Source organism: Desulfovibrio sp. (assembly GCF_019422935.1).
Classification (GTDB): domain Bacteria; phylum Desulfobacterota; class Desulfovibrionia; order Desulfovibrionales; family Desulfovibrionaceae; genus Desulfovibrio.
On the sequence record NZ_JAHZCJ010000009.1, the window covers coordinates 1 to 21,304 of the forward strand.

A 21,304-nucleotide genomic window follows, 5' to 3' on the forward strand; every position below is an offset into this window, starting at 1 on the left:
TAAGAGAGCCTTACAGGCGCATATGAAAAACCCCCGGCTTAGCCGGGGGATATTTGTTAGTGCGATAGAATCACCAATAAGCGAGGGGTGGATGTGAAATTTGAAGAAAAAAGAATAATGATTTCAGCGTGCATGATGTTGAAAATATAAGCTCATGTATGCTGTTTGTGTGTACAATTCTATCAATTGCAGTGTTCCATCACCGTGAAATGACATATAAAATTCTATCATTGGGAAAATGCTCACAAATAGGGTCGGTTCCCTTTAAAAAAATGCAAGTATCTTGCGATATCACGTTTTTTCAACTATGGTGAAAACAAATCTCCATCTTGTTAATTGACGCAGTTTAGAGGCGTCTTGTTCAACGCAGGATTTCTGACCTTGCGTTGCGTGATTGGCCTAAAAAAGGAGTGTCATCATGAAAAGCACCCGGAGGAGTTTCCTCAAGGGCGTCGGTGCAGGAGTTCTCTGCCTCACATTGGGGCAGCTGGGCTTCGACCTGGGCGAGGCCCAGGCTTACGCCGTTAAACTCAAAATAGAAGGCGCCAAGGAAGTCATCAGCGTTTGCCCCTTCTGTTCGGTCTGCTGTCAGGTCATAGCCTATGTGCGTGACGGCAAGCTCGTTTCCACAGAGGGCGACCCGGACTTTCCCGTTAACGAAGGTGCGCTTTGTGCCAAGGGCGCGGCGCTCTTCAGCATGTACACCAATGATCACCGCCTGAAAAAGCCGCTTTACCGCGCGCCCAACAGCGATCACTGGGTGGAAAAAGACTGGGACTGGACCCTGGCCCAGATCGCCCGCCGGGTTAAAGACACCCGCGACAAAGACTTTATTCTCAAGAATGCCAAGGGGCAGACGGTCAACCGTCTTGATTCCATCTTCTGGATGGGAACCTCGCACGCCTCCAACGAAGAATGCGCTGTCATTCACCAAGCAATACGCGGCCTGGGTGTTGTCCATATGGACCACCAGGCACGGGTCTGACACAGCCCCACTGTTGCGGCTCTGGCAGAGTCGTTCGGACGCGGTGCTATGACGAACCACTGGATCGATATCAAGAATAGCGATGCAGTGCTTATTATCGGCAGCAATGCCGCTGAACATCATCCTGTCGCCTTTAAGTGGGTCATGCGCGCCAAGGACAACGGGGCCGTGCTTATGCACGTTGACCCCAAGTTCTCGCGCACATCCGCCCGTTGCGACTTCCACGTGCCCCTGCGTTCGGGAACGGATATCCCTTTCCTGGGCGGCATGCTCAACTACATTCTGGAAAACAAGCTGTACTTCAAGGACTATGTTGAAAAGTACACCAACGCCGCCTTTGTGGTGGGCAAGGATTACGCTTTCAACGATGGCCTTTTCAGCGGCTATGATCCTGCCACGCGCACATACGACAAAAAAACGTGGGTGCTGGAAATGGGGTCTGACGGCAAGCCTGTGGTCGATCCCACCTTCCAGAACGAGCGCTGCGTCATCAACATGATGCGCCAGCACTATTCCCGCTACACGCTTAAAAACGTTTCTGACGTTACGGGCGTTTCGCAGGAAAATCTGCTCAAGGTCTACAAGGCCTTCTGCGCCACTGGCGGCCCCGACAAGGCTGGCACCATCATGTACGCTCTGGGTTGGACACAGCACACCGTGGGCGTGCAGAACATCCGTCTTTCCTCGCTGATCCAGCTCCTGCTGGGCAATATCGGCGTGGCTGGCGGCGGCATTAACGCCCTGCGCGGCGAACCCAATGTGCAGGGGTCCACGGACCATGCCCTGCTGTACAACAACCTGCCCGGCTACCACGGAACCCCTCGCGCCCCGTGGCAGACCCTGGCCGACTACAACAAGGCCAACACCCCTGTCACCAAGCTGCCCAACAGCGCCAACTGGTGGGGCAACAGGCCCAAGTATATCGCAAGCCTGCTCAAGGGCTGGTTTGGCGATGAAGCCACGCCTGAAAACGACTTCTGCTATGACCTGCTGGCCAAGCTGGAGCCGAACGAAGACTGCTCGTACATGTTTGCCATGGATAAAGTCTATCAGGGCAAAATGCGCGGCGGTTTCATCTTTGGCGTGAACCCCATGAACAGCTTCCCCAACACCAACAAAATGCGGGCCGCTCTGGACAAGCTGGACTGGCTCGTGTGCTCGGAACTGCACAATTCGGAAACCACGGACAACTGGAAGCGCCCCGGTGTGGACCCCAAGGCCTGCAAGACCGAAGTGTTCCTCTTGCCCTCGGCTCACCGTATTGAAAAGGAAGGCACCATCAGCAACAGCGGTCGCTGGTTGCAGTGGTTCGACCAGGGCGTCAAGCCCGGCGGCGAAGCCCGCAACTTTGCGGACATCGTTGTGCCCCTGTTCAACCAGATCCGCGATCTCTACAAGGCCGAAGGTGGTGTGCTGCCCGAACCCATCCTCAAGATGAACTGGACAGACAAGTACGACGCTGCCGAGTGGGCCCGCCGTATCAACGGTTTCTTCTGGGCTGATACCAAGGTGGGCGACAAGCAGTACAAGCGCGGCCAGCTCGTGCCAGCCTTTGGCATGCTGAAGGACGACGGCAGCACTTCTTCGCTCAACTGGATCTACACAGGCAGCTGGACAGAAGAAGAAGGCAACAAGTCCAAACGCCGTAATACCAGCCAGACCCCCATGCAGGCCAACATTGGTCTGTTCCCCAACTGGTCGTGGTGCTGGCCGGTGAACCGCCGCATCCTGTATAACCGCGCCTCTGTGGATGTGAACGGCAAGCCGTTCAATCCCAAGAAGGCCGTTATTGAATGGGACGGCACCAAGTGGGTGGGCGACGTGCCCGACGGCCCCTGGCCGCCCATGGCCAATGAGGGCGGCAAGCTGCCCTTCATCATGGTGAAGGATGGTCACGCCCAGTTCTTTGGCCCCGGCCCCGCCGACGGTCCCTTCCCCGAACACTACGAACCTGCGGAAACGCCTCTGGCCAGCCATCCGTTCTCCAGGCAGTTGAGCAGCCCGGTGTACAAGTTCCATACCTCCGATATGGACAAGATCGCCGCGCCGGCTGACCCCAACTACCCCTATGTGCTGACCACCTACAGCCTCACCGAACACTGGTGCGGCGGCGGCGAAACGCGCAATGTGCCCAACCTGCTCGAAACCGAGCCCCAGCTTTATGTGGAAATGAGCCCAGAGCTGGCCAAGGAAAAGGGCATCAAGAACGGCGACGGCGTCCTTCTTGAGAGCATTCGCGGTACCTGCGAGGCCATCGCCATGGTGACGGTGCGCATTCGTCCCTTTACGGTTATGGGCAGAACGATCCACCTTGTGGGTATGCCCTTTGCCTTTGGCTGGACAACGCCCAAGTGCGGCGACTCCACCAACCGGCTGACCGTTGGTGCGTTTGACCCTAACACCACCATTCCTGAATCCAAGGCCTGCTGCGTCAATCTGCGTAAGGCCGACAAGCTGACCGAAATAGGCTAACGAGCCGGGCGCGCTCCTTGATGGAGCGCGCCCGCCAAGGAGCATTGCTATGCCGAAGACATTTTTGATCGACACCACTCGGTGCACGGCATGCCGGGGCTGCCAGTTGGCCTGTAAGGAATGGCATGACCTGCCTGCCAATGAGACCAAGCAGCGCGGCACTCATCAGAATCCGCCGGATCTGAACCCCAACAACCTCAAGATTGTTCGTTTTCGCGAGCGTATGAAGCCTGACGGCACCGTTGTGTGGAACTTTTTCCCCGACCAGTGCCGCCACTGCATCACGCCCATTTGCAAGGAAGTGGCCGACATGGCCGTGCCCGGCGCAATCATCAAGGATCCCAAAACGGGCATGGTGATAGCCACGGACAAAAGCGCCAAGCTGAGCCCAGAGGATGCTCAGGCCGTTATTGACGCCTGCCCCTACAATATTCCCCGGCTGGATCCCAAGACCAAATGCCTGACCAAGTGTGACATGTGCATTGACCGCGTCACAGCGGGCATGCTGCCCATTTGCGTCAAGACGTGCCCCACGGGCACCATGGCTTTTGGCGAAAGGGAAGAAATCCTGCCCATGGCCAAAAAGCGGCTTGAGATTGTCAAAAAGACCTTCCCCAAGGCTTTTCTGGCGGATGTAGAGGACGTGAGCGTCATCTACCTGCTGGCGGAAGAAAAAGAACACTACTACGAATACGCGGCCTTCATGTAAGGCCTTATCCCCTCTACCCCCGCAGCCGCATACTGCGGGGGTAGAAAAGTACTGCGGGGGGTTGGCAAATCCTTCGCTTTGGTTCACCATCAGGGTACAATCCAGCAGGCACGTTTGCACTTGTTGCGGCCGTGAACATTGCTGGAGCGGCCCCTGGATTTTGCCTCAGCCGGTTGGCGCAGGCTCGCCTTGAATTGCGCGGGCGGCTCCATGAACTCGTGTTTGCCAAGGCAAGGTAGATGCCTGTCAGCCCGGTGCCTGATCGGTACACGGAAATGACAGCACCGCTTGCATTTGCGTTGCGAAATGCCGGAATGAGCATTCTGAAAACATTGAGGGCAGACATCCTCAGTGTTGCATAGTTTGGGAAATCAGCCGGGCTATCCCCGGCACACGGAGTATCAATGGCTGTAAAAAGGCAAACCGTTGCCCAAACCCTTGAAGAAGTTATCACCTGGCGTCCGGTTCTGGCCCCTGTGCTGCGGTCGTTCGAACCGCTGCTCACAGCCCAGGAGGAACTTGGCGATGCTGTGGCCAAAAGCTTGAAAAAGGCTGGGGTTTCGCTGCCGCAGGCTCAACCGCAGCGGATGGAGCAGGGAGTTTCAATGCTTGCCGGAGCTTCCTTTGCAGGTGTGGCCCCAGCGGTGCGCATTTGCGCAGAAAAGTTGCTGCCCATGCTGTGCCGCATGGACGCAGTGGTTCCGCACAAGGCCAAACTCTCGGATTTTTTTCTGAAATCTGACGGCGCTGAAGCCCAGCGATCGGAAGAACTGGTTTGCGCCGCTGCCTCGGGCGACAGAGACGCCCTGGCTGCTCTGGCTGAAAAAATTGGTCTTGATCCTCTGGTGCTGGATTTTGTGACCGGGTTCATTGTTGCGCCGATTTTGCGCGGCATGACCGCTCAGGCCGTGGCCGCTGAAGGCGACACCCCCTGGGAAGCCGGTGATATCTGGAGGCAGGGCTATTGCCCCGTGTGTGGCGCACTGCCCACCATCGGCTGGATGGATAAACCCACCATTGACGAGAAAAACGCGTTTCTTGCCGGCGGCGGCGGTAAAAAACACCTGCACTGCGGTGTGTGCGGCGCGGACTGGAAATTCCGGCGTGGCGCGTGCCCTGCATGCGGCGAGGAAGGCAGCGGAGTTATGGAACTGCTGCGAGAGAGCAGCTCGGCGCACGGTGAGCGGCTGGACTGGTGCACCAAGTGCAAGTCTTACTGCCCGGCGGTGGATCTGCGCGAACGCGAGTTTGTTCCCAATCTGGATGCGCTGGCGCTTGGCATGATGCATCTGGACATGGTGGCCGCACGTAAAAAGCTCAAACCAGTCAGGCCATCATTCTGGAACATATTTTAGCGGTGCCTTGCGGCAAGCGCCAAAGGCGTTTTTAGAAGTTGCCTTTACTGCAAAATTTTTGCTGGCAGTCTGGCTGCCAGCGGATTGCTGAGTCGGTTTGTTGAACCGTTTAAATGCTCCTGATGTAGCAGTCTTTAATTATTGCACAAGCAGGCATTATTAGGGTAGAACAACCGCTGCGGAGAGTGGTGTTGATGGCGGTTTTCAGCCGCCAGTGGTGCGCCGGGGCCTGCTCCTGCGCTTTACGAACCCAGTAGGAGGAATAGCTGATGAAATATGTGACCTTGTTGCTGCTTGCGTTAAGCCTCGTGTGGGTTGGCGAAGCGCAGGCACGTGATATCAAGGAAATGTCGCAGATCATTAAAAAGCCCATTGAAATTCCTGGCGGTACATCCTCGCGCATGAGCGTTATGTTCCCCCACACGGCGCACAAAGGCATCAACTGCATGCACTGCCATCATGAAGAAGGCAGCGACAGTCGCTACGTAGCCTGTACAGAATGCCACGCCACTCCCGGTGCACGCGAACGTGATCCCATGAGCATGTTCATGGCCTTCCACTCCAAGAACGGCGACCGCTCCTGCTACGGCTGCCACTCGCAGAAGGCCAAGGAAAATCCCGCCAAGTACGGCGCCAAGTTCAAGGGCTGCCGTCCCTGCCACATGGCCGCAAGCGCACGCGAAGCCGCCAAGCAGAAGTAAGCTCACTTTCACCCCAATATTATCTGTACTGCATAAAGGCCCCGAAAGGGGCCTTTATGCGTTGCAAAGCAATCCAATTCAGGTGTGCTGGGTGCAGTTGAAGCTCCGCAAAACAGTGCTCCTCTCATTGAAGAACCGTTGTCTGCGGTACCATTGCTCAATGGTGATCACTTCAGGCGAACGCTTATTGTGAGCCTGAAAAAACAGTAAAGCGCAGCAACGTGGTATAGGACGTAAAAAAGGGCGTTTTGCAACGCCCTCATTCAATTGCTGAATGGTTTTACCCGAGTATCAGTCTAGAGACCCAACTGGGAAAGCATGTCGTCAATAGCGCCCTGCGAAGCTCCGGCCTTGTCAGGCCCTTTGAGTTCGCTGCGGCCCTGATTGAATTCCTTGACCGCCTGACGTGCTTCGTCCTGCAATTCCTGAACGTTCTTGCTGGGGTCTTTTTCCGCCGCGTCCAGAATAAGGCCCGTGGAAACATAGAGTTCCACCACCATTGCCTCAATCTGGTTCAGGGCAGAAACAACCTTTTTAATGCGCTGGCCTGTGATGTCCTGAAAGCTCAGGGCGGTCAGCACTGAAGTGAGGTCATCGCCAAGGAGCTTGTTGTTTGCTTCCAGCTCGGCAATGGAGGCCGCATCCGCGCCGCCGCTAAGCAATCCTGTCAGGTGTGCCGCGTTCTGTTCCTGAAGATCCAGATGCCGTTCCACTATTTCCATGATGGTCATGGTGGCGCTTTCTGTATCTTTCAGCACTTCATCCAGCTGGCTTGATGCTTCCAGAAATAGCGCATCCGGGTTTGGGGGGGGCAGGGGCTGGCCTTTGGAGGCAGTGGAGATGCGCTCAAAAATCTCTCTCAGACCCTGGCGCATTTCCGTGCTGATCTGCTTGTAAACTGCGGCTTCGGGCTTTTCGTCGCTCATGCCCGTCCCCTTTGCGCGCGGCGCGGTTTAATTTGTGCGTTTTGAACCTTTGCGGATGTATGGTCAAAGGTAAAAAATGCAGTAAAAAACTCCGCCGCGCGAGGGCGCGGCGGAGCCGGGATACTTACTTGTTGGTCTTCAGAAACGTCTTGGCCCGCGCAGCTTCAGGCGAGTTGGGATACTTCTTGATCAGCTCTTCCAGGCGGGCTTTGGCAGCCGCAGACTGATTGAGCTTGCTGAAGCTGATACCCTGCTTGAGGTACGCGCCGGGCGCGCTGGAAGAAGAAGGATACTTTTTGATAACAGCATCATACGCCAGGGCCGCATCCGCAAACTGGTTGCGCTGGAAATAGCACTCGGCCAGATAGTACTGGGCCTCGGGGGCCTGGCTGTGGTCTTTGTAGTTTTTCAGAAAGTCATTGAAAGAACGCTGCGCCTCGTCGTACTTGCGTGACTGGTAGGCGTTAACGCCAGCATCAAACAGCGCCAGCGAAATGTCCTTTTTGGGAGCCTGAACCTGCGGTTCGGGCTGGGGGCTAGGCTGGCCCCAAGTGCTGGAACTGGGATTGATGACGGTCTGAGGCTGGGCTGCTGCCGCGCCCTGATCGCCAGCGGCGGAGGCCGCTGCGTAGCCTACGGAACCAGCAGCCATGCCGCCTGCCGCTGCCTGCCCGTAGGAAGGCTGGCCATAGCCAGGCTGGCTGAAAGCAGGTGCCGCCTGGGGGGCAACCTGAGGAGCCGCCTGAGGAACCGCCTGAGGAGCCGCCTGCGCAAAGGGGGCAGAACTACCGCCGCTGGTCATGGGGTCGCCAAGGTTCAGGTTCAGCGCCATGCTGCGCTCCACCTGACGCAGCGCTTCATCGTGCGCTCTCACACGGCCCACCAGGGCTTTGGCGCCGCCTGCGTTCTGCAGGTCATCGAGCTGGCCCTTGAGTGTGTTGACTTCCTGCCGCAGCGTCTGAATCTGGCTCCAGGCGTCAGCCTGAGCAGGCTGCAACTGGCGCAACTGCACGTCTTGCTGTTGCACCTGCTGTTCCAGTGAGATGCTGCCATTACCGCTGCTGGTGCTGCCGCCCATGCAGCCGCTCAAAGGCAGCGCCGCGCAAGCCAGAGTCAGGATGTACATAGTACGGAGTGTGCGCATAGTACCCTCTTTCAATTTTGCACTTTTCCCAGAACTTTTTTTCGTCCGGTGAAAATATAGATGATTCCCCCCACACATGGCAGAAAAACTACCAGCACAAGCCACAGGGCGCGCTGTTGCGGGGTTTCAAACTCGTGTCCCCATATGTGCAGAATGCTCCACAATGTCGGGATCATGGGGAACATTACCACAAGCACATGCCACCAATGAAAAATCATGCGGTTCCTCCCTTGCCGGGGGTTGGTTTGCCGCCTTTGTCGCTGGCGGCAGCCTGGGGCTTGCGCCAGAGAATCAGGCAGGCCAGCACCGCGCCCACAAATATGGCCGAGTCGGCTATATTGAAGGCTGGCCAGTGCCAGTCGCCCCAATAGACATCCAGAAAGTCCACCACGGCGCGAAAGCGCACACGGTCAACCAGATTGCCCAGCGCGCCGCCCATCACAAGTCCAAGGGCCGCGAACAGCCAGGGGTCTTCTTCCGAGCTGCGCACCAGCATGACAATGGCCCACACAGCCACAACCGTGGCAGCGAGAAAAAGCCAGAACTGCCACTCAATGTCTGACCGGTTCAAAAAGCCAAAGGCCGCGCCGCGATTGCGGATGTTGACCAGATCAAACAGCCCGGCAATGACCGTGATGGGCCTGTGCTCGGGTATGAACTGCATGACAGCCCACTTGCTCACCTGATCGAGAACAAGGGCGACAATGGCCGCTATGCCGAGTATGCGATAACGCCTTGGCATTCCTGTTACGCTTCCATGGCCTTGATAACGGCGGTGCAGCGGGGGCAGAGCGTGGGATGCTCAGCGTCGGTGCCAAGTTCCGTGCTGTAAATCCAGCAACGTTCGCATTTTTCGCCGTGAGCCTTTTCCACACCGATGGCAAGTCCGGCGATTTCTTCATCGCAGTACGCGCCTTGCGGTGCGCTTTCAAGGGGCTGCATGGCGATTTGCGAAACAATGCAGAAGGCGCGCAGGTCTGTGTTCAGGCCTTCAAGGCGCTGGCGAAGTTCGTCTGCCACAAAGAGGGTCACGCGCGTGTCGAGCGAATGGCCGATAACGCCATCGCGCCGCATGGGTTCAATGGCCTTGGTCACGGCCCCGCGCACGGCGGCGAGCACGTTCCAGTCGTCGCGCGCGCCTTCGTCAAGCATAAGTGGGGCAGATTCAATGGGCTGAAGGGCAAATACCGTGGGTTCCCCACCGCGCAGGCCTTCGGGCAGATGCGCAAAGATTTCTTCCGCAGTGAAGGAAAGTACCGGGGCCATGTCGCGCAGCAACAGGCCAAGGATGTGCCACAGGGCTGTCTGGGCCGAGCGGCGTTCCGCGCTGGCGGGGCCGGAGGCGTAGAGGCGGTCTTTCAGCACATCCAGATACATGGACGAAAGGTCGGTCACGCAGTAGTTGTGCAGGGTGTGATAGACCTTGTGGAAGTCAAAATCCATATAGGCCTGCTGCACACGGTCGTGCACGCGGGCTGCGGCGTCAATGGCAAAGCGGTCAAGTGGCAGCAGCTCGTTCAACGGCAGCAGATCATCCTTGCCGAGACCTTCAAGGTTGCCAAGAATGAAGCGGCAGGTGTTGCGGATGCGGCGATAGGCATCCACAAGGCGGCCAAGAATCTCGTCGGAAATGCGGATGTCCTCGCGGTATTCCACTGAAGAAACCCACAGGCGCACTATTTCTGCACCGAACTTTTCAATGAGTTCCTGCGGCGCAATGACGTTGCCGATGGACTTGGACATCTTGCGTCCCTCGCCGTCCACCACATAGCCGTGCGTGAGCACAGCCTTGTAGGGCGCGCGCTGGCGCGTACCTTCGCTGACCAGCAGGGAGCTGTGGAACCAGCCCCGGTGCTGATCCGAACCTTCAAGGTACAGATCGGCGGGGTAAGCAAGCTCAGGGCGCTGTTCCAGCACGGCGGCAAAGCTTGTGCCGGAGTCAAACCACACGTCAAGGATGTCGGTTTCGCGCTTCCAGTGGTTGCCGCCGCAGTGCGGGCAGGCAAGGCCTTCCGGCACGATTTCCGAAAGCTCGGCCTCGTACCAGTAGTCGCAGCCGGTGGGGTGCTTGGCAAAGCGGTCGCAGAGGTCGCGCATCCAGTTTGGGTCGTTCCAGGCTTCTCCGCAGTCTTCGCAGAGCAGGGCCATGATGGGCACACCCCACTGGCGCTGGCGCGAGATGCACCAGTCAGGCCGAAATTCGATCATGTTGTGGATGCGTTCGCGGCCCCAGGCGGGGATCCAGCGCACCTGCTCGTCAATGGCCTTGAGTGCGCGGCCACGCAGGTCGTTCTTTTCCATGCTGATGAACCACTGGGTGGTGGCGCGGAAAATAACCGGCTGCTTGCAGCGCCAGCAGTGCGGGTAGGAGTGCTTGATCTTGGCCTGACGCAGCAATGCGCCGACTTCTTCAAGCTTTTCAATGACCTTGGGGTTGGCTTCAAAAACATTCAACCCGGCAAAGAACTGCACCGTGGGCAAAAAGCGTCCGGCATCGTCCATGGGCGAATAGATTTCGAGGCCATATTTGAGGCCCACTTCGTAGTCTTCGCGGCCATGACCGGGGGCGGTGTGAACGCAGCCCGTGCCAGCTTCAAGGGTGACGTGCTGGCCCAAAATGATGGGTGACACGCGGTCATAGAAGGGGTGGCGGGCCTTGAGGCCTTCAAGCTGTTCGCCGGTGGCGCGGCCGAGGATTTCGGGTTCGCTCCAGCCGAACTGCTCCGCGCAGGAGGCGAGCAGCTCTTCGGCCAGCACGTACTGCGCGCCGTCCACTTCCACGAGAACATAGGTGAACTCGGGGTGCAGGCACACGGCCATGTTGTCCGGCAGCGTCCAGGGGGTGGTGGTCCAGATGACCACAAAGGCATGGGCGGGATCCGCAGCGGAGAAGACCTTTTTCAGGCCATCGTCCTGCAGGGGAAAGCGCACAAAGATGGAAGGGGACGTGTGATCGTAATATTCCACCTCTGCCTCTGCAAGGGCCGTGTGGCAGGAGCAGCACCAATAGATGGGCTTTTTGGAGCGCATGACGCCGCCCGTTTCCACAAAGTTGGCAAGCTCGCGGGCGGTGGCGGCCTCATAGGTGGGGCGCATGCTCATGTAGGGATCTTCCCAGTTGCCAAGCACGCCGAGACGCCGAAATTCCTTGCGCTGCACATCGATCCACTTGGAGGCGTAGTCGCGGCAGAGCTTGCGCACCACATGGGCGGGCAGGGTCTTTTTCTTTTCTTTCAGTTCCTGCTCGACCTTGTGCTCAATGGGCAGGCCGTGACAGTCCCAGCCCGGCACATAACGTGAGGCAAAACCAGCCATGTTGCGCGATTTAACAATAATGTCCTTGAGAATCTTGTTCAGGGCCGTGCCCATGTGGATGTGGCCGTTGGCATAGGGAGGGCCGTCGTGCAGCACGTAGGTTCCCTTGCTGCCGGAAGCCTCAACCATGGCTTCGTAGCTGTTGATGGCGTCCCATTTTTTCAGGGTTTCCGGCTCACGCTGGGCCAGGTTGGCTTTCATGGGAAAGGCGGTCTGAGGCAGGTTCAATGTTTTCTTATAATCGCTCATGCTGGCTCCCGGCACAGTTCAACTCAAGGACTTGGCAATATAGTACGGTGAAAAAATCGCTCTACTGTGGGCAAAGAGCGGGGCAAAGTCAAGAAGAGCAAGGCACCGTGTGCCTGCTGGCGTGGCCTGCAAGTGCGCAGGCTGGGCATGAAAAAGTTTGGCAGATCGCACTGATATTGTGTAGCTGCATGGCAACCCGCCTTGCAAAATGCGTCTTTTCATGAACGAAATGGCTGGATCATACTCTGGAGCACCAACAAAAAGGGCGTTTCAGACGCGTTACGCGCATAAGTGAAACGCCCGGAATGTTCTGTTCCGCAGCAATTACCGCACAATTATGCGGACCAGGCCGTCAGAAGTTGGCCGGTGCTCCATCCATGGCCTGGGCCAGTTCGCGCAACGCCGAGAGGCTGTCTTCAGCTTCTTGCGGCGTCATGGTGTGCAGGGCAAAACCGGCGTGCACAATCACATAATCGCCGACCTTGGGTTCTTCGGGCAGCAGCATGATGGAGGCGGTGAGAAAAGTGGAGCTTTCGCCCACGCGCACGCGGGCCATGCCCTCTCCCTGAAGTTCTTCAATTCTGGCTGGTATGGCAAGACACATATTTGGTACCTCTTGGAAGGCAGATAATCACTGAATGCCCGGCTGCAAGGCCAGGGCTGTTCCGCAGATTTTCAGCTTATCAGCGCGGCAAGCTTCACGCAAGCTGCCTTGACGAAGTGGCGGCAGAGGACGCAACGTACAGAACAATTCAGAGCTGTTCAGCACCTATTGCTATTGCCCGTTGCGCAGCCCCTGCCAATGCCGTCAGGGTGTGGCGTGTCCCTTATGGCCGTGGTGCACGGCAGCGTTCCCTTCATGCTCCAAGTTCTCTGCACATGGCCTCGGCATTCTGTATGGCGCGGTATGCCCCCTGATTCAGCGGATAGTCCCACGAGCCGCTCCGCAGCTCGATGCGGCCACCAAAGCCGACCTTGAATTGGTGCAGTCCGTTGAAGGGGTGCGTGGCGTCAGGCGTGGGCGAGACTGCGCCCATTTCGTAACGGCGGCAGCCGAGCTGCCGCGCAATGCGCATGCCTGTCCAGTGCATGAGGCTGGACGCCATATAGTTGCGCTTGATATTGCCCGATGCCCCGTACAGAAAGTTGGCGTGTTGCCCTGAAATGCCGATTATGGCGCCGGAAAGGATATCGCGCCCGTGGCGGGCCAGCAAAAATACAATATCTGCTTCATCCTTTGCGCCGAAATTGCAGCGAAACATGGCCGAGAACTGTTTGCTGCTGCAAGGGGCAAAGCCGTTTCTTCTGGCGGTCTGTTCGTACAGGCCGTAAAAATCAGCAAGGTTGCTGCTGTCGGCCTCCTCCACACTCACTCCCTTGCGTCGGGCCAGACCGATATTATAGCGGGTTTTGGGCTTCATTCTGCCCAGGATTTCGTCTTCGTTGCCTTCAAGATCCACCACCAACGAACTTGCCACGGTCATGTCTGCGGAAGCCTTTTTGAAGTTCCAGAATCTGGTGCCCATGTTCATACGCATCTCGCGTATGCGCGCCTCCGGAAAGGCGCACCACCCCTGCTCCTGCATCTCGTCCGCATACAGGGACTTCCAGGGCAGGTCGTAGCGGATAAAGGCCACGTCTGGTTCAAGCCGGTCTGCCAGGGCAACGGAAAGGTCTTCCAGATACTGCCCGTATGAATCCTCTGAAGGCGCATACTCCGGCCCCTGCGGCACAAGAGCCATCTTGTGCCCGCAATGATCTTTTATCAGCACCAGCACGTCGCCCCAGGTCTTTGTGGAATGAATGTCAAAAGCCAGGGGGGCCATGCCCATATGCGATTTGACCTGCGCCCAGTAGGGGGTCTGAAACAGTATGTCTGTCGGATTCAGTTCGTTAGTCGCCTTGGCGATCACATCCACCATGATACCTCCTTGCATAGGTGGGGAATAAGGTTGTTCCGTTCCCGCTGGAATCGGCAACGGCTGTTGAAACGAGCTTACAGGTCGTAGTGCCCGGCGCGTTCCGGCTGGTCTTCCACTTCATGCACCACGAGGTGCAGGGTGCCACCGTTGGGGTTGGGCCAGTGGATGTCATCGCCCTCGGCAAGCCCCAACAACGCGCTGCCCACAGGCGCCAGAATGGAGATGGAATCCTCGCTGGCGTCAGATTTTCCGGGGTACACAAGCTTGAGGCGGCGTTCGGTGCCGGAAGGCAGCATGGCGAAACGCACGGTGGAATTCATGGTCACCACCGAGGGGGGTATTTCTTCTGGGGCCACAACCTTTGCGCGGTAGAGCTCTTCTTCCAGAGCCTTGCGGCCGGGGAATCCATCGGCGGGCAGGGTTTCCAGCAGGGTTTCCAGCCTCGCGGCGTCCTTGCTTGTGATGGTAATATTGGGATATTCTTTCATGTTTTCCTCCTGTGTACTGCGCAAAGCAGCGCACGTTGCATAAAAAAAGAGGGCGTAACCGGTACGCCCTCTTTTTTGTGAATTGTAGTTATGCGGGCGTTATCAGGTTGCAAAAAAGCCGCGAAGCTTAGTCACTTCGCTGGAAATGTTTTTTGCAAAAGAAACGCAGAAACGCATTGTATTGTCCTGGTCAAAAAAAACGTTTGAATGCAGAAAAAATGGCAGCCTTCCTTTGTACGGAAAGCTTGCCGCCCAGATATCCAAATTTGTATCAGCTCAGCCTAACAGCTGGCCTGCGTATGTGCAAGCACAAAAGCAAAACTTTGTTTCAGGTGTGAAATTATCAATTAATATAATGCGTATGATTTTTTCGGCATGTGGCTAACACTCCGCGCGGAGCAAAAAACAAGGGCGGAACCTTGCGGCTCCGCCCTTGTGATTCCGTACCCCGAGCAGGCTAGTGCTTGGAGTTGTTGTTACGTTCTTTCTTTTCGGGGAACAGGACGAAGTTCCAGTACAGCACGTAAACGGGCAGTACCACAAACATCATCACATAAGCCCAGCTCTTCGTGAAGAGAAAATACTGATAGAAAGTATTGAATTCCATGGGATTCTCCTCCTACGCGCGGCTTAGTGCTCGCCCTTGAAGTCTGGGTGTTCGTACAGCACCGGCATGTTGTAAACGATAAAGCGGTAGACCGTGACGATCATGGTCACCACAAACATGGAGATGCAGATTTCCCAGATGCTGGGGAAGTAGCGTTCCGCCGACGGCAAGTTGTAGTTGAAGGCGATCATGGAAACGTTGAAGCGGTTCAGCACGATGCCCAGCACCGTGTTGGTCGCGCCAATGCGGCACAGGGTCAGATTGCGGTCACGCGCGCCCTTGGCGTAGATCAGGGCGGGCATCAGCACAAAGCCCAGCATTTCCACCAGCCACCAAACCCCGTAACCCGTGAAGAGGTAGGGGAAGTTGGCCTGCACAAGCATGTCGATAAGCTTGAGCATGAAGTAGGCGAAGAGAATGAACGAAGCCGCGCGGGCAAAGCTGAAGGTCACGTCGTCAGCTTCACGCAGGTGGGTTTTGTCCATGTAGTGGTGCACGCCGCGGTGGGCCAGCATGCCTTCAAAGATAACCATGGACGCGCCAGCGGCCATGGAGCTTACAAAGAAGAACATGGGCATGAAGGGCGAGTACCACAGGGGGAAGACCTTGCCGGGGGAGATCAGGTAGAGCGAACCCAGCGAGGACTGGTGCAGGGTGGACAGGGTCACACCGAAGATGGTCAACGGAATGGTGCACTTGACCACGATCTTGCGGATCTTGATGAGCCAGGGGAAGCGGCAGGACATCCATTCCAGCGGGGCCACCGAGAATTCGATGAGCAGCACGGAAACGTAGGTCGCCACGCACAGGCCCACTTCAAACAGAACTGACGTGGTGCCGGGGAAGAAGAACATGAAGGGCAGACGCAGCGGATGGCCCAGATCGTACAGCAGGGCGATAACCACGAAGGCGTAGCCCAAAAAGGCTGTGGTGATGGCCGGACGCACCGCCGAGTGGAAGTGCTTCATGCCCATGATGTAGCAGGCGACAGTGGTAAAATAGCCGCCCGCTGCAAGACACACGCCGCACAGAAGGTCAAAGCCGATCCACATGCCCCATGGCTGCACATCGCTGAGGTTGGTGACGGAGCCGATACCCACGGTAAAGCGGATAACGGTGATAACAAAGCCCACGGCCAGAATGATGGCAGAAATGATGTTGCCGGGGGTGGGCGTCAGGAATTCGCTGATATTGAACAGCTTGTCCCTGGTGGGAATAACTATGCTGTGGTGTGCCATTTACTTATCCTCCCCGTGCTCCTTGCAGCACTCCGCTTCCCGAGCCTTCAAGGCGTCGGTCATTGCGCGGCGGGCTGTGTCGGCAGCGCCCGGACCCTGGGTTTCCTCAATCTTGCGCACTGCTGCGTCAACGGCTGCGGCCAGATCGTCCTTGGTCTCCTTGACGTGTGCGTCCTTCTCCGCCTTGAAGATGGCTTCGCGGCGTTTGGTCATGGCGTACGCACCGCCAAACAGCACAGGCCAGAAGGCCACGATCATGGGCACGGTACCCAGAGCGCCGTAGGTCAACTCGCCCATGGGCTGCGTGCCCAGGTGCTTGTCGAGCCCAAGTTGCTTGAGTTCGCTGGTGTCGGCGTGGGCATCATGGGCTTTGGCGTCCTTGGCGGCGGCAGGAGCAGCCACGGCAGGAGAAAGCACCATCCACGCGGTACCGCCGGCATCGTGTTCGCCGTAAACGTAGTTCACGTACTTGCCGGGATTTTCAGTGATGCGCGAGCGGGCAATCCTGATCAGGTCGCTGCGGCGGCCAAAGGTCAGGGCGTCCATGGGGCAGGCTTCCACGCAACCGGGCAGCTTGCCTTCCTTGAGGCGGGGTTCGCAGAAGGTGCACTTCTGCACCAGGGGATCGAACGCCTCATCATACTGGAAGCCCGGCACATAGAAAGGACAGGCAACCATGCAGTACCGGCAGCCCACGCACTGCGAACCTTCGTAGGTCACGCTGCCGTCGGGCTGCTTCTGGAAGCATTTGGCAAAACAGGCAGAGGCGCAGGCCGGGTCGTTGCAGTGGAAGCACTGCAACTTGCGGAACACGTCCTTGCCGTTGACGTTGTACTTGTTAACCACTGTCCACTCATAGGCCGAGGTGCGACGCTTGGTGGCAGTCACCGAAAGGTCGGTGAAGGGTTTCTTGGGCTTGGGCAGGTGGTTCACCGCGTTGCAGGCTTCTTCGCAACGGCGGCAGCCGATGCAGCGCGTGGTGTCATGCAGCACGCCGTAGCTGTCTGCATAGTAGGGGAAGGTGTGTACCCCGGCATTGGCCACCTTGGCAGTGCCCAATGCCGAAATCACGCCCGCGCTTCCCATGATGGCCAGGAATTTTCTGCGATTCATATGCGTTTCTCCGTGCAGTTAGGCGCCCTACGGGCGGGCCTTATGACAAGTGGTGCAGTCGGTGTTCTTAGGACGACCCACGTTCATACCCTGGTGGCAACCCATGCACTGGAGGTGATAGGCGGCCTTGAGGCTGGGACGGTTGGGATTGGCGGGGTCGATTTCCTTGGTGTGACAACTGCCGCACTTGGGAGGCGTAGCCGAAAGCGGGCTTCTGTGGTGGCACGTGGCGCACAGAGTCTCGGGCTTGTTGTGGAAAGCCTCGGCCAGCTTGTCGCCCTTGATGCGTTCCATAAGGGAGGCCATATGGCGGCGGTGCGTGAAGTTGCTGGGCTCGTACTTGTCGGCCAGCGCATCAATGCTCACCTTGTAGGGGCCCTGCATGGCGGTAAGGGGCTGCACGGTCTTGTGGTTCAGCACGGTTTCAGCGGCCAGGGCTTCGTTCTGGTCGGGGGGCAACTTGCCCTTGATGCCCTGCTGCATCTGCTCCGGCGTCATGGAAGACGTAACATTGTGGCAGGTGGCGCACCATGCCTGGTCGCGCTTGGGCGTCACTATGGCGTGGCAGCCCGCGCATTCGCGCCGTTCTTTGGTTTGCTGTTCATGACAGCTCACGCAGCTCACAGGGGTGTTGCCCTTGGCGCGTTTGGCGATATTGGTGGCATGCATGGCGCGGTCAAGCGTCACGAAATTGCCTTCCGCCTTGCCTTCCGTAGTGTGGCATGTGCTACAGGCCACAGGATCGCCGGTGTGGTGGCATGTTTCGCAGTTGGCAATCTTTTTCTCGTGAGCGAGGTGATTGAAAACCGCGGGTTTCATGGCCGCGCCCTTGGGATTGGGCTTGGCGCTTACCGGAAACATGACAATGGCCGACGGCGCGCCGCTGTCTGTCGGCTCCAAAGCTGCGGCCGTGGCCGATCCAGCTCCGAGCGCCGTCAGACACGCCGCGCCCGCCAGGGCCAGAGCCGCCAGCAAAAGCAGTGATGTGCCGTTCCTCATGTGCTTGTCCTTTTGCAATCAGACATTACCCCAACGCCCGCCGCATACATTGCAGCGGGTTCCTCCGTACCCCCGATCCCTACGGGGGTGAACACGCAGATATTGCAACGGTATCCCAGCATGCAAGACACGTCAAGGAGGGGCCGTTGTTGTAATTGCTTCTTATGCCTTGGGAACAGGGAGCTTGGGATATTTTTCGCTAAAAAGAGCGTTTTATTGATTGTTCACGCAACCTACGGAAAACACAGATTCTTTGCGAAAAAAGATGTGCATCGTGTGATTTTGGCGGATCAAAGGCGTTCAGCAGAGCACGGAAGAGGCGAATATCTGTGCGCCGGCAAACACTTCAAGATGTTTCTGTGAGATGTTCAGCGCATCAGAGACCGATCCGGTGCCGGAAAAGCCATAAATAACAGTGAGCAGACGCCGTGGCGACGATGTGTCCGGCCCGTCCTCGGCAATCATGGCCCGCCGGGAATCGCTGCATGGGCAGCCGAACGCGCCCTGATCATCCGCCAGAAGGGGCATGCGGCAGAGGTCGAGCTCGTCCTTGCCAATGCCCGCGTAGGCTTCGCCTTCTCGCCCCGCGCGCAGCACAATGTTGCCGCTCAGGCGGGCAAGATCGTAGGTGCCAAGCGAAAAGCCCGTTTCAAGCGAAACCAGATTGTTGGCATCCACTGCGGAGTTTATGCGGTACAGATCCTTGCCCTGCCGCACGCGGCGGTAGAGCGCCTCGGAGGAAATACGCACCCGGCCCGGGTCACGCCCAAAGGCCTTGAAGGCCTGACGCGAGGGGCCTATCTGCGGCATGTCGGCAAGTTCCGTGCGTTCAAGGCTCTGCCTCAAACCGGGCAGCACATTCTGGTTGAAGAACTGCCACAACTGCGGTTCCTCGGCCCGAACCGGGGCAGACCAGAAAACACAGCCAAGGGCCGTATCCGGCCAGATCGAACGCAATTCCGGATCAATGGAAATGGCGGGCATGGGCATGGCGGTGGGTACTCCTTATAATGGCCTGAAACAGCAAAACATCACTTAAGAATTGTAGCTGTCGCGCGCCTTCTGCCAGAAGCGGCAGGCGGCCTCCACCACTGCGGCGGGATCGTCCGGCGGCAGCCATTGGGCCTCGGGCCGGGCGCGAAACCACGTAAGCTGCCGTTTGGCGTAGGCCCGCGTGTTGCGGAGCCAGAGGGAGCGGCAGTCCTCAAGCGAAAGGCGGCCCTGCAAGTGCGCCAGCGCTTCGGCGCAGCCAATGCCCGACCAGCCCGGCGCTGCGGGGTCGGCGCAATGGCGCATGGCGGCGCGGGCCTCGTCCAGCGCGCCGCCAGCAAGCATGAGGTCAAGGCGGCGGGCCAGCCGTGGCTCAAGCCATGCCAGGGACGCGTCCAGGGTCAGCAGGGGGCCGACGCAGAGCGGCGTGCTCATGGAATTGCTGTGCCACCACGTAAAGGGCCGCCCTGTGCTTTGGCAGACTTCCAGCGCGCGGATGATGCGTTGCCGGTCGTTGGGGTGGATTTTGGCTGCATAGGCGGAGTCGGTCTGCGCCAGTTCGGCATGCAGGGCGGGCGCGCCCTGCGCGTCCACGCGGGCGGTGATTGCTGCGGTGAGTTGCGGGTCAACGGGCGGAATTTCCGCCATGCCCCGCAGCAAGGCCTGAAAGTATAACCCAGTGCCGCCCACCAGCAGGGGCGTCTTGCCCCGTGCAAGGATGTCGCGCACCTTGTCCACGGCGGTTTCTGCCCATCGGCCAGCGCTGATCTTGTTTTCCGTAGCCAAAAAACCGTACAGGTGGTGCGGGCAAGAGGCACGTTCTTCTGCCGAGGGCTGGGCCGTAATCAAGGGGAAATCGGCATAGACCTGACGCGAATCAGCGTTGACCACCTCGCCGTCAAGGGCAGCGGCCATGGCAAGCGCCGCCGCCGTTTTGCCCGAGCCGGTAGGCCCGGCCAGGCAGATAACCGGCAGCGGCGCAGAAGTCGTTTCAACCATGATCACTTGACGCGGAAGCCGCCAAAAGGCGGAGCAAGGCAGGGCGTACCCTGACGCACTTCACCCTTGTGGTATTTATCCATCAGGGCCGTGCGCACGTTTTCAGGCACGAGGCCCTTGATGTCCGCACCGTGGCTGGCAGCAGCCTTGACTATCGTAGAGCTGATGAACAGCCACTGGTAGTCGGTCATCAAAAAGACCGTCTGGATGTGGCGTTGCAAGCGGCGGTTCATGAGCGCCAACTGGAATTCGTATTCAAAGTCCGAGGCAGCGCGCAGTCCGCGCAGCAGGGCGCAGGCCCCGCGTTGGGCCGCGTATTCCACGGTGAGGCCCGAGAAAGGCTCCACCACGGCGCGCGGTTCGTCCTTTAGCGCCTCTCGGGCCATTTCCACCCGCTCTTCATGGCTGAACAGGGGGAATTTGGGCGTGTTGTCCGCCACGGCCACAACAATTTGGTCAAAGACTTCGCAGCCGCGTCGGATAAGGCTCAGGTGCCCGTTGGTCAGCGGATCGAATGTGCCGGGGTAGAGTGCTATTCTCATGGCAGTGTCCAGATGCATATGCGTGTCTGACCGAAGAGGCGCTCGGCCTCAAGAGTCCATTCTGCGGGCAGGTTTACCCGTGCGTCTTTTTCAATTTCAGCCGTTACAAAAGCCCCCGGTGCAAGCCAGCGGCGAGTAGCCAGCAGCTTGAGGGCCGGGTTGGCAAGATTTTTACGGTAGGGCGGATCCATAAAAATAAGCGAATACGGTTCCGCCGGGGGAGTTTTGAGCACACGCAGCACATCGTCGCTCACAAGGCGGGCCTCATTTTCCACCCCGAGGGCGGCGATGTTTGCCTTGAGGCAGCGCACGGCCTGGGGGGCCATTTCCACCATCAGGGCGTGTTCCGCGCCCCGGCTGATGGCTTCAAAGGTCAGGCTGCCGCTGCCTGCAAAGAGGTCAAGCACCCGTGCACTGTACCAGTCCATGCCGCGCGCGGCGAGCATGGAAAAAAGCGCCTCGCGCGTTTTGCCCATGGCGGGGCGGTAGCCCTCGCCTTCAACTGTCTTAAGGTTGCGTCCACCAAGACGCCCCGAAATAATCCGCATGA

The 21,304-nt window shown here is 58.1% G+C and carries 20 protein-coding genes; 4 read left to right on the plus strand and 16 right to left on the minus strand.

What is annotated here, in order from left to right:
• Window positions 1-418: 418 nt before the first annotated feature.
• The 4 genes from fdnG to QZ383_RS11470 all read left to right on the plus strand — a co-directional run bounded on the left by fdnG (window position 419) and on the right by QZ383_RS11470 (window position 6,222).
• The gene (gene fdnG / locus QZ383_RS11455; protein ID WP_291445564.1) at window positions 419-3,457 is read left to right on the plus strand and encodes a formate dehydrogenase-N subunit alpha; all 3,039 of its coding nucleotides are present in this window, start codon (window positions 419-421) and stop codon (window positions 3,455-3,457) included.
• A 49-nt stretch (window positions 3,458-3,506) separates the two neighbouring features.
• Window positions 3,507-4,166 (plus strand): 4Fe-4S dicluster domain-containing protein, encoded by a 660-nt coding sequence (locus tag QZ383_RS11460; RefSeq protein WP_022657910.1) that lies wholly within the window; start codon window positions 3,507-3,509, stop codon window positions 4,164-4,166.
• 404 nt (window positions 4,167-4,570) lie between these two features.
• Window positions 4,571-5,521 carry a formate dehydrogenase accessory protein FdhE gene (locus tag QZ383_RS11465; RefSeq protein WP_291445570.1) on the plus strand — a complete coding sequence of 317 codons (951 nt, stop codon included), beginning with the start codon at window positions 4,571-4,573 and terminating at the stop codon, window positions 5,519-5,521.
• Window positions 5,522-5,790: 269 nt separating this feature from the next.
• Window positions 5,791-6,222, plus strand: a complete 432-nt coding sequence (locus QZ383_RS11470; RefSeq protein ID WP_291445572.1) for a cytochrome c3 family protein — start codon at window positions 5,791-5,793, stop codon at window positions 6,220-6,222.
• 296 nt (window positions 6,223-6,518) lie between these two features.
• On the opposite strand, the gene QZ383_RS11475 is transcribed toward QZ383_RS11470, so the two are convergent.
• From QZ383_RS11475 to rsmD, 16 genes are all read right to left on the minus strand, one after another.
• A complete protein-coding gene (locus QZ383_RS11475) occupies window positions 6,519-7,148 on the minus strand; it encodes a protein phosphatase CheZ (protein ID WP_291445574.1) in 630 nt (209 codons plus the stop codon).
• A 124-nt stretch (window positions 7,149-7,272) separates the two neighbouring features.
• Window positions 7,273-8,292 carry a tol-pal system protein YbgF gene (ybgF, locus tag QZ383_RS11480; protein WP_291445575.1) on the minus strand — a complete coding sequence of 340 codons (1,020 nt, stop codon included), beginning with the start codon at window positions 8,290-8,292 and terminating at the stop codon, window positions 7,273-7,275.
• 11 nt (window positions 8,293-8,303) lie between these two features.
• The gene (locus QZ383_RS11485; RefSeq protein ID WP_022657916.1) at window positions 8,304-8,510 is read right to left on the minus strand and encodes a PLDc N-terminal domain-containing protein; all 207 of its coding nucleotides are present in this window, start codon (window positions 8,508-8,510) and stop codon (window positions 8,304-8,306) included.
• On the minus strand, window positions 8,507-9,034 hold the full coding sequence (lspA, locus tag QZ383_RS11490; protein ID WP_291445577.1) for a signal peptidase II: 528 nt from the start codon (window positions 9,032-9,034) through the stop codon (window positions 8,507-8,509). The genes QZ383_RS11485 and lspA overlap by 4 nt, the downstream gene beginning before the upstream one ends.
• Window positions 9,035-9,039: 5 nt before the next feature.
• The gene (gene ileS, locus QZ383_RS11495; protein WP_291445579.1) at window positions 9,040-11,856 is read right to left on the minus strand and encodes an isoleucine--tRNA ligase; all 2,817 of its coding nucleotides are present in this window, start codon (window positions 11,854-11,856) and stop codon (window positions 9,040-9,042) included.
• Window positions 11,857-12,208: 352 nt separating this feature from the next.
• Complete coding sequence (locus tag QZ383_RS11500; RefSeq protein ID WP_022657919.1) at window positions 12,209-12,460, minus strand: HypC/HybG/HupF family hydrogenase formation chaperone; 252 nt, start codon at window positions 12,458-12,460, stop codon at window positions 12,209-12,211.
• A 253-nt stretch (window positions 12,461-12,713) separates the two neighbouring features.
• Window positions 12,714-13,778, minus strand: a complete 1,065-nt coding sequence (locus tag QZ383_RS11505; protein ID WP_291445582.1) for a peptidoglycan bridge formation glycyltransferase FemA/FemB family protein — start codon at window positions 13,776-13,778, stop codon at window positions 12,714-12,716.
• Between the two features lie 74 nt (window positions 13,779-13,852).
• Window positions 13,853-14,266: a nucleoside diphosphate kinase regulator gene (rnk, locus tag QZ383_RS11510; protein WP_291445584.1), complete on the minus strand. Its 414-nt coding sequence runs from the start codon at window positions 14,264-14,266 to the stop codon at window positions 13,853-13,855.
• Window positions 14,267-14,723: 457 nt separating this feature from the next.
• On the minus strand, window positions 14,724-14,873 hold the full coding sequence (gene hmcD / locus QZ383_RS11515; protein WP_291445585.1) for a sulfate respiration complex protein HmcD: 150 nt from the start codon (window positions 14,871-14,873) through the stop codon (window positions 14,724-14,726).
• A 23-nt stretch (window positions 14,874-14,896) separates the two neighbouring features.
• On the minus strand, window positions 14,897-16,111 hold the full coding sequence (gene hmcC, locus QZ383_RS11520) for a sulfate respiration complex protein HmcC (RefSeq protein WP_291445587.1): 1,215 nt from the start codon (window positions 16,109-16,111) through the stop codon (window positions 14,897-14,899).
• Complete coding sequence (hmcB, locus tag QZ383_RS11525; RefSeq protein ID WP_240823880.1) at window positions 16,112-17,224, minus strand: sulfate respiration complex iron-sulfur protein HmcB; 1,113 nt, start codon at window positions 17,222-17,224, stop codon at window positions 16,112-16,114. It lies immediately after the preceding gene.
• Window positions 17,225-17,251: 27 nt separating this feature from the next.
• Window positions 17,252-18,223, minus strand: a complete 972-nt coding sequence (locus QZ383_RS11530; RefSeq protein ID WP_291445589.1) for a nine-heme cytochrome c — start codon at window positions 18,221-18,223, stop codon at window positions 17,252-17,254.
• A 300-nt stretch (window positions 18,224-18,523) separates the two neighbouring features.
• Window positions 18,524-19,213, minus strand: coding sequence for a phenylalanine--tRNA ligase beta subunit-related protein (locus QZ383_RS11535; RefSeq protein ID WP_291445591.1), 690 nt, complete (start codon window positions 19,211-19,213; stop codon window positions 18,524-18,526).
• A 45-nt stretch (window positions 19,214-19,258) separates the two neighbouring features.
• On the minus strand, window positions 19,259-20,212 hold the full coding sequence (miaA, locus tag QZ383_RS11540; protein WP_291445593.1) for a tRNA (adenosine(37)-N6)-dimethylallyltransferase MiaA: 954 nt from the start codon (window positions 20,210-20,212) through the stop codon (window positions 19,259-19,261).
• A 2-nt stretch (window positions 20,213-20,214) separates the two neighbouring features.
• The gene (gene coaD / locus QZ383_RS11545) at window positions 20,215-20,754 is read right to left on the minus strand and encodes a pantetheine-phosphate adenylyltransferase (RefSeq protein WP_022657927.1); all 540 of its coding nucleotides are present in this window, start codon (window positions 20,752-20,754) and stop codon (window positions 20,215-20,217) included.
• Entirely contained in the window at window positions 20,751-21,302 is a 552-nt protein-coding gene (gene rsmD, locus QZ383_RS11550) for a 16S rRNA (guanine(966)-N(2))-methyltransferase RsmD (RefSeq protein WP_291445595.1), read from the minus strand. Before rsmD ends, coaD begins: the two co-directional genes overlap by 4 nt.
• Between the last annotated feature and the right edge of the window lie 2 nt (window positions 21,303-21,304).

Coding starts and splice junctions, on each gene's coding strand:
- QZ383_RS11465 (WP_291445570.1), top strand. CDS start 4,571: ATGGCTGTAAAAAGGCAAACCGTTGCCCAAACCCTTGAAGAAGTTATC.
- lspA (WP_291445577.1), bottom strand. CDS start 9,034: ATGCCAAGGCGTTATCGCATACTCGGCATAGCGGCCATTGTCGCCCTT.
- miaA (WP_291445593.1), bottom strand. CDS start 20,212: ATGGTTGAAACGACTTCTGCGCCGCTGCCGGTTATCTGCCTGGCCGGG.
- rnk (WP_291445584.1), bottom strand. CDS start 14,266: ATGAAAGAATATCCCAATATTACCATCACAAGCAAGGACGCCGCGAGG.
- QZ383_RS11530 (WP_291445589.1), bottom strand. CDS start 18,223: ATGAGGAACGGCACATCACTGCTTTTGCTGGCGGCTCTGGCCCTGGCG.
- QZ383_RS11470 (WP_291445572.1), top strand. CDS start 5,791: ATGAAATATGTGACCTTGTTGCTGCTTGCGTTAAGCCTCGTGTGGGTT.
- rsmD (WP_291445595.1), bottom strand. CDS start 21,302: ATGCGGATTATTTCGGGGCGTCTTGGTGGACGCAACCTTAAGACAGTT.
- QZ383_RS11535 (WP_291445591.1), bottom strand. CDS start 19,213: ATGCCCATGCCCGCCATTTCCATTGATCCGGAATTGCGTTCGATCTGG.
- hmcD (WP_291445585.1), bottom strand. CDS start 14,873: ATGGAATTCAATACTTTCTATCAGTATTTTCTCTTCACGAAGAGCTGG.
- hmcB (WP_240823880.1), bottom strand. CDS start 17,224: ATGAATCGCAGAAAATTCCTGGCCATCATGGGAAGCGCGGGCGTGATT.
- ybgF (WP_291445575.1), bottom strand. CDS start 8,292: ATGCGCACACTCCGTACTATGTACATCCTGACTCTGGCTTGCGCGGCG.
- QZ383_RS11460 (WP_022657910.1), top strand. CDS start 3,507: ATGCCGAAGACATTTTTGATCGACACCACTCGGTGCACGGCATGCCGG.
- coaD (WP_022657927.1), bottom strand. CDS start 20,754: ATGAGAATAGCACTCTACCCCGGCACATTCGATCCGCTGACCAACGGG.
- QZ383_RS11505 (WP_291445582.1), bottom strand. CDS start 13,778: ATGGTGGATGTGATCGCCAAGGCGACTAACGAACTGAATCCGACAGAC.
- QZ383_RS11475 (WP_291445574.1), bottom strand. CDS start 7,148: ATGAGCGACGAAAAGCCCGAAGCCGCAGTTTACAAGCAGATCAGCACG.
- QZ383_RS11485 (WP_022657916.1), bottom strand. CDS start 8,510: ATGATTTTTCATTGGTGGCATGTGCTTGTGGTAATGTTCCCCATGATC.
- hmcC (WP_291445587.1), bottom strand. CDS start 16,111: ATGGCACACCACAGCATAGTTATTCCCACCAGGGACAAGCTGTTCAAT.
- QZ383_RS11500 (WP_022657919.1), bottom strand. CDS start 12,460: ATGTGTCTTGCCATACCAGCCAGAATTGAAGAACTTCAGGGAGAGGGC.
- ileS (WP_291445579.1), bottom strand. CDS start 11,856: ATGAGCGATTATAAGAAAACATTGAACCTGCCTCAGACCGCCTTTCCC.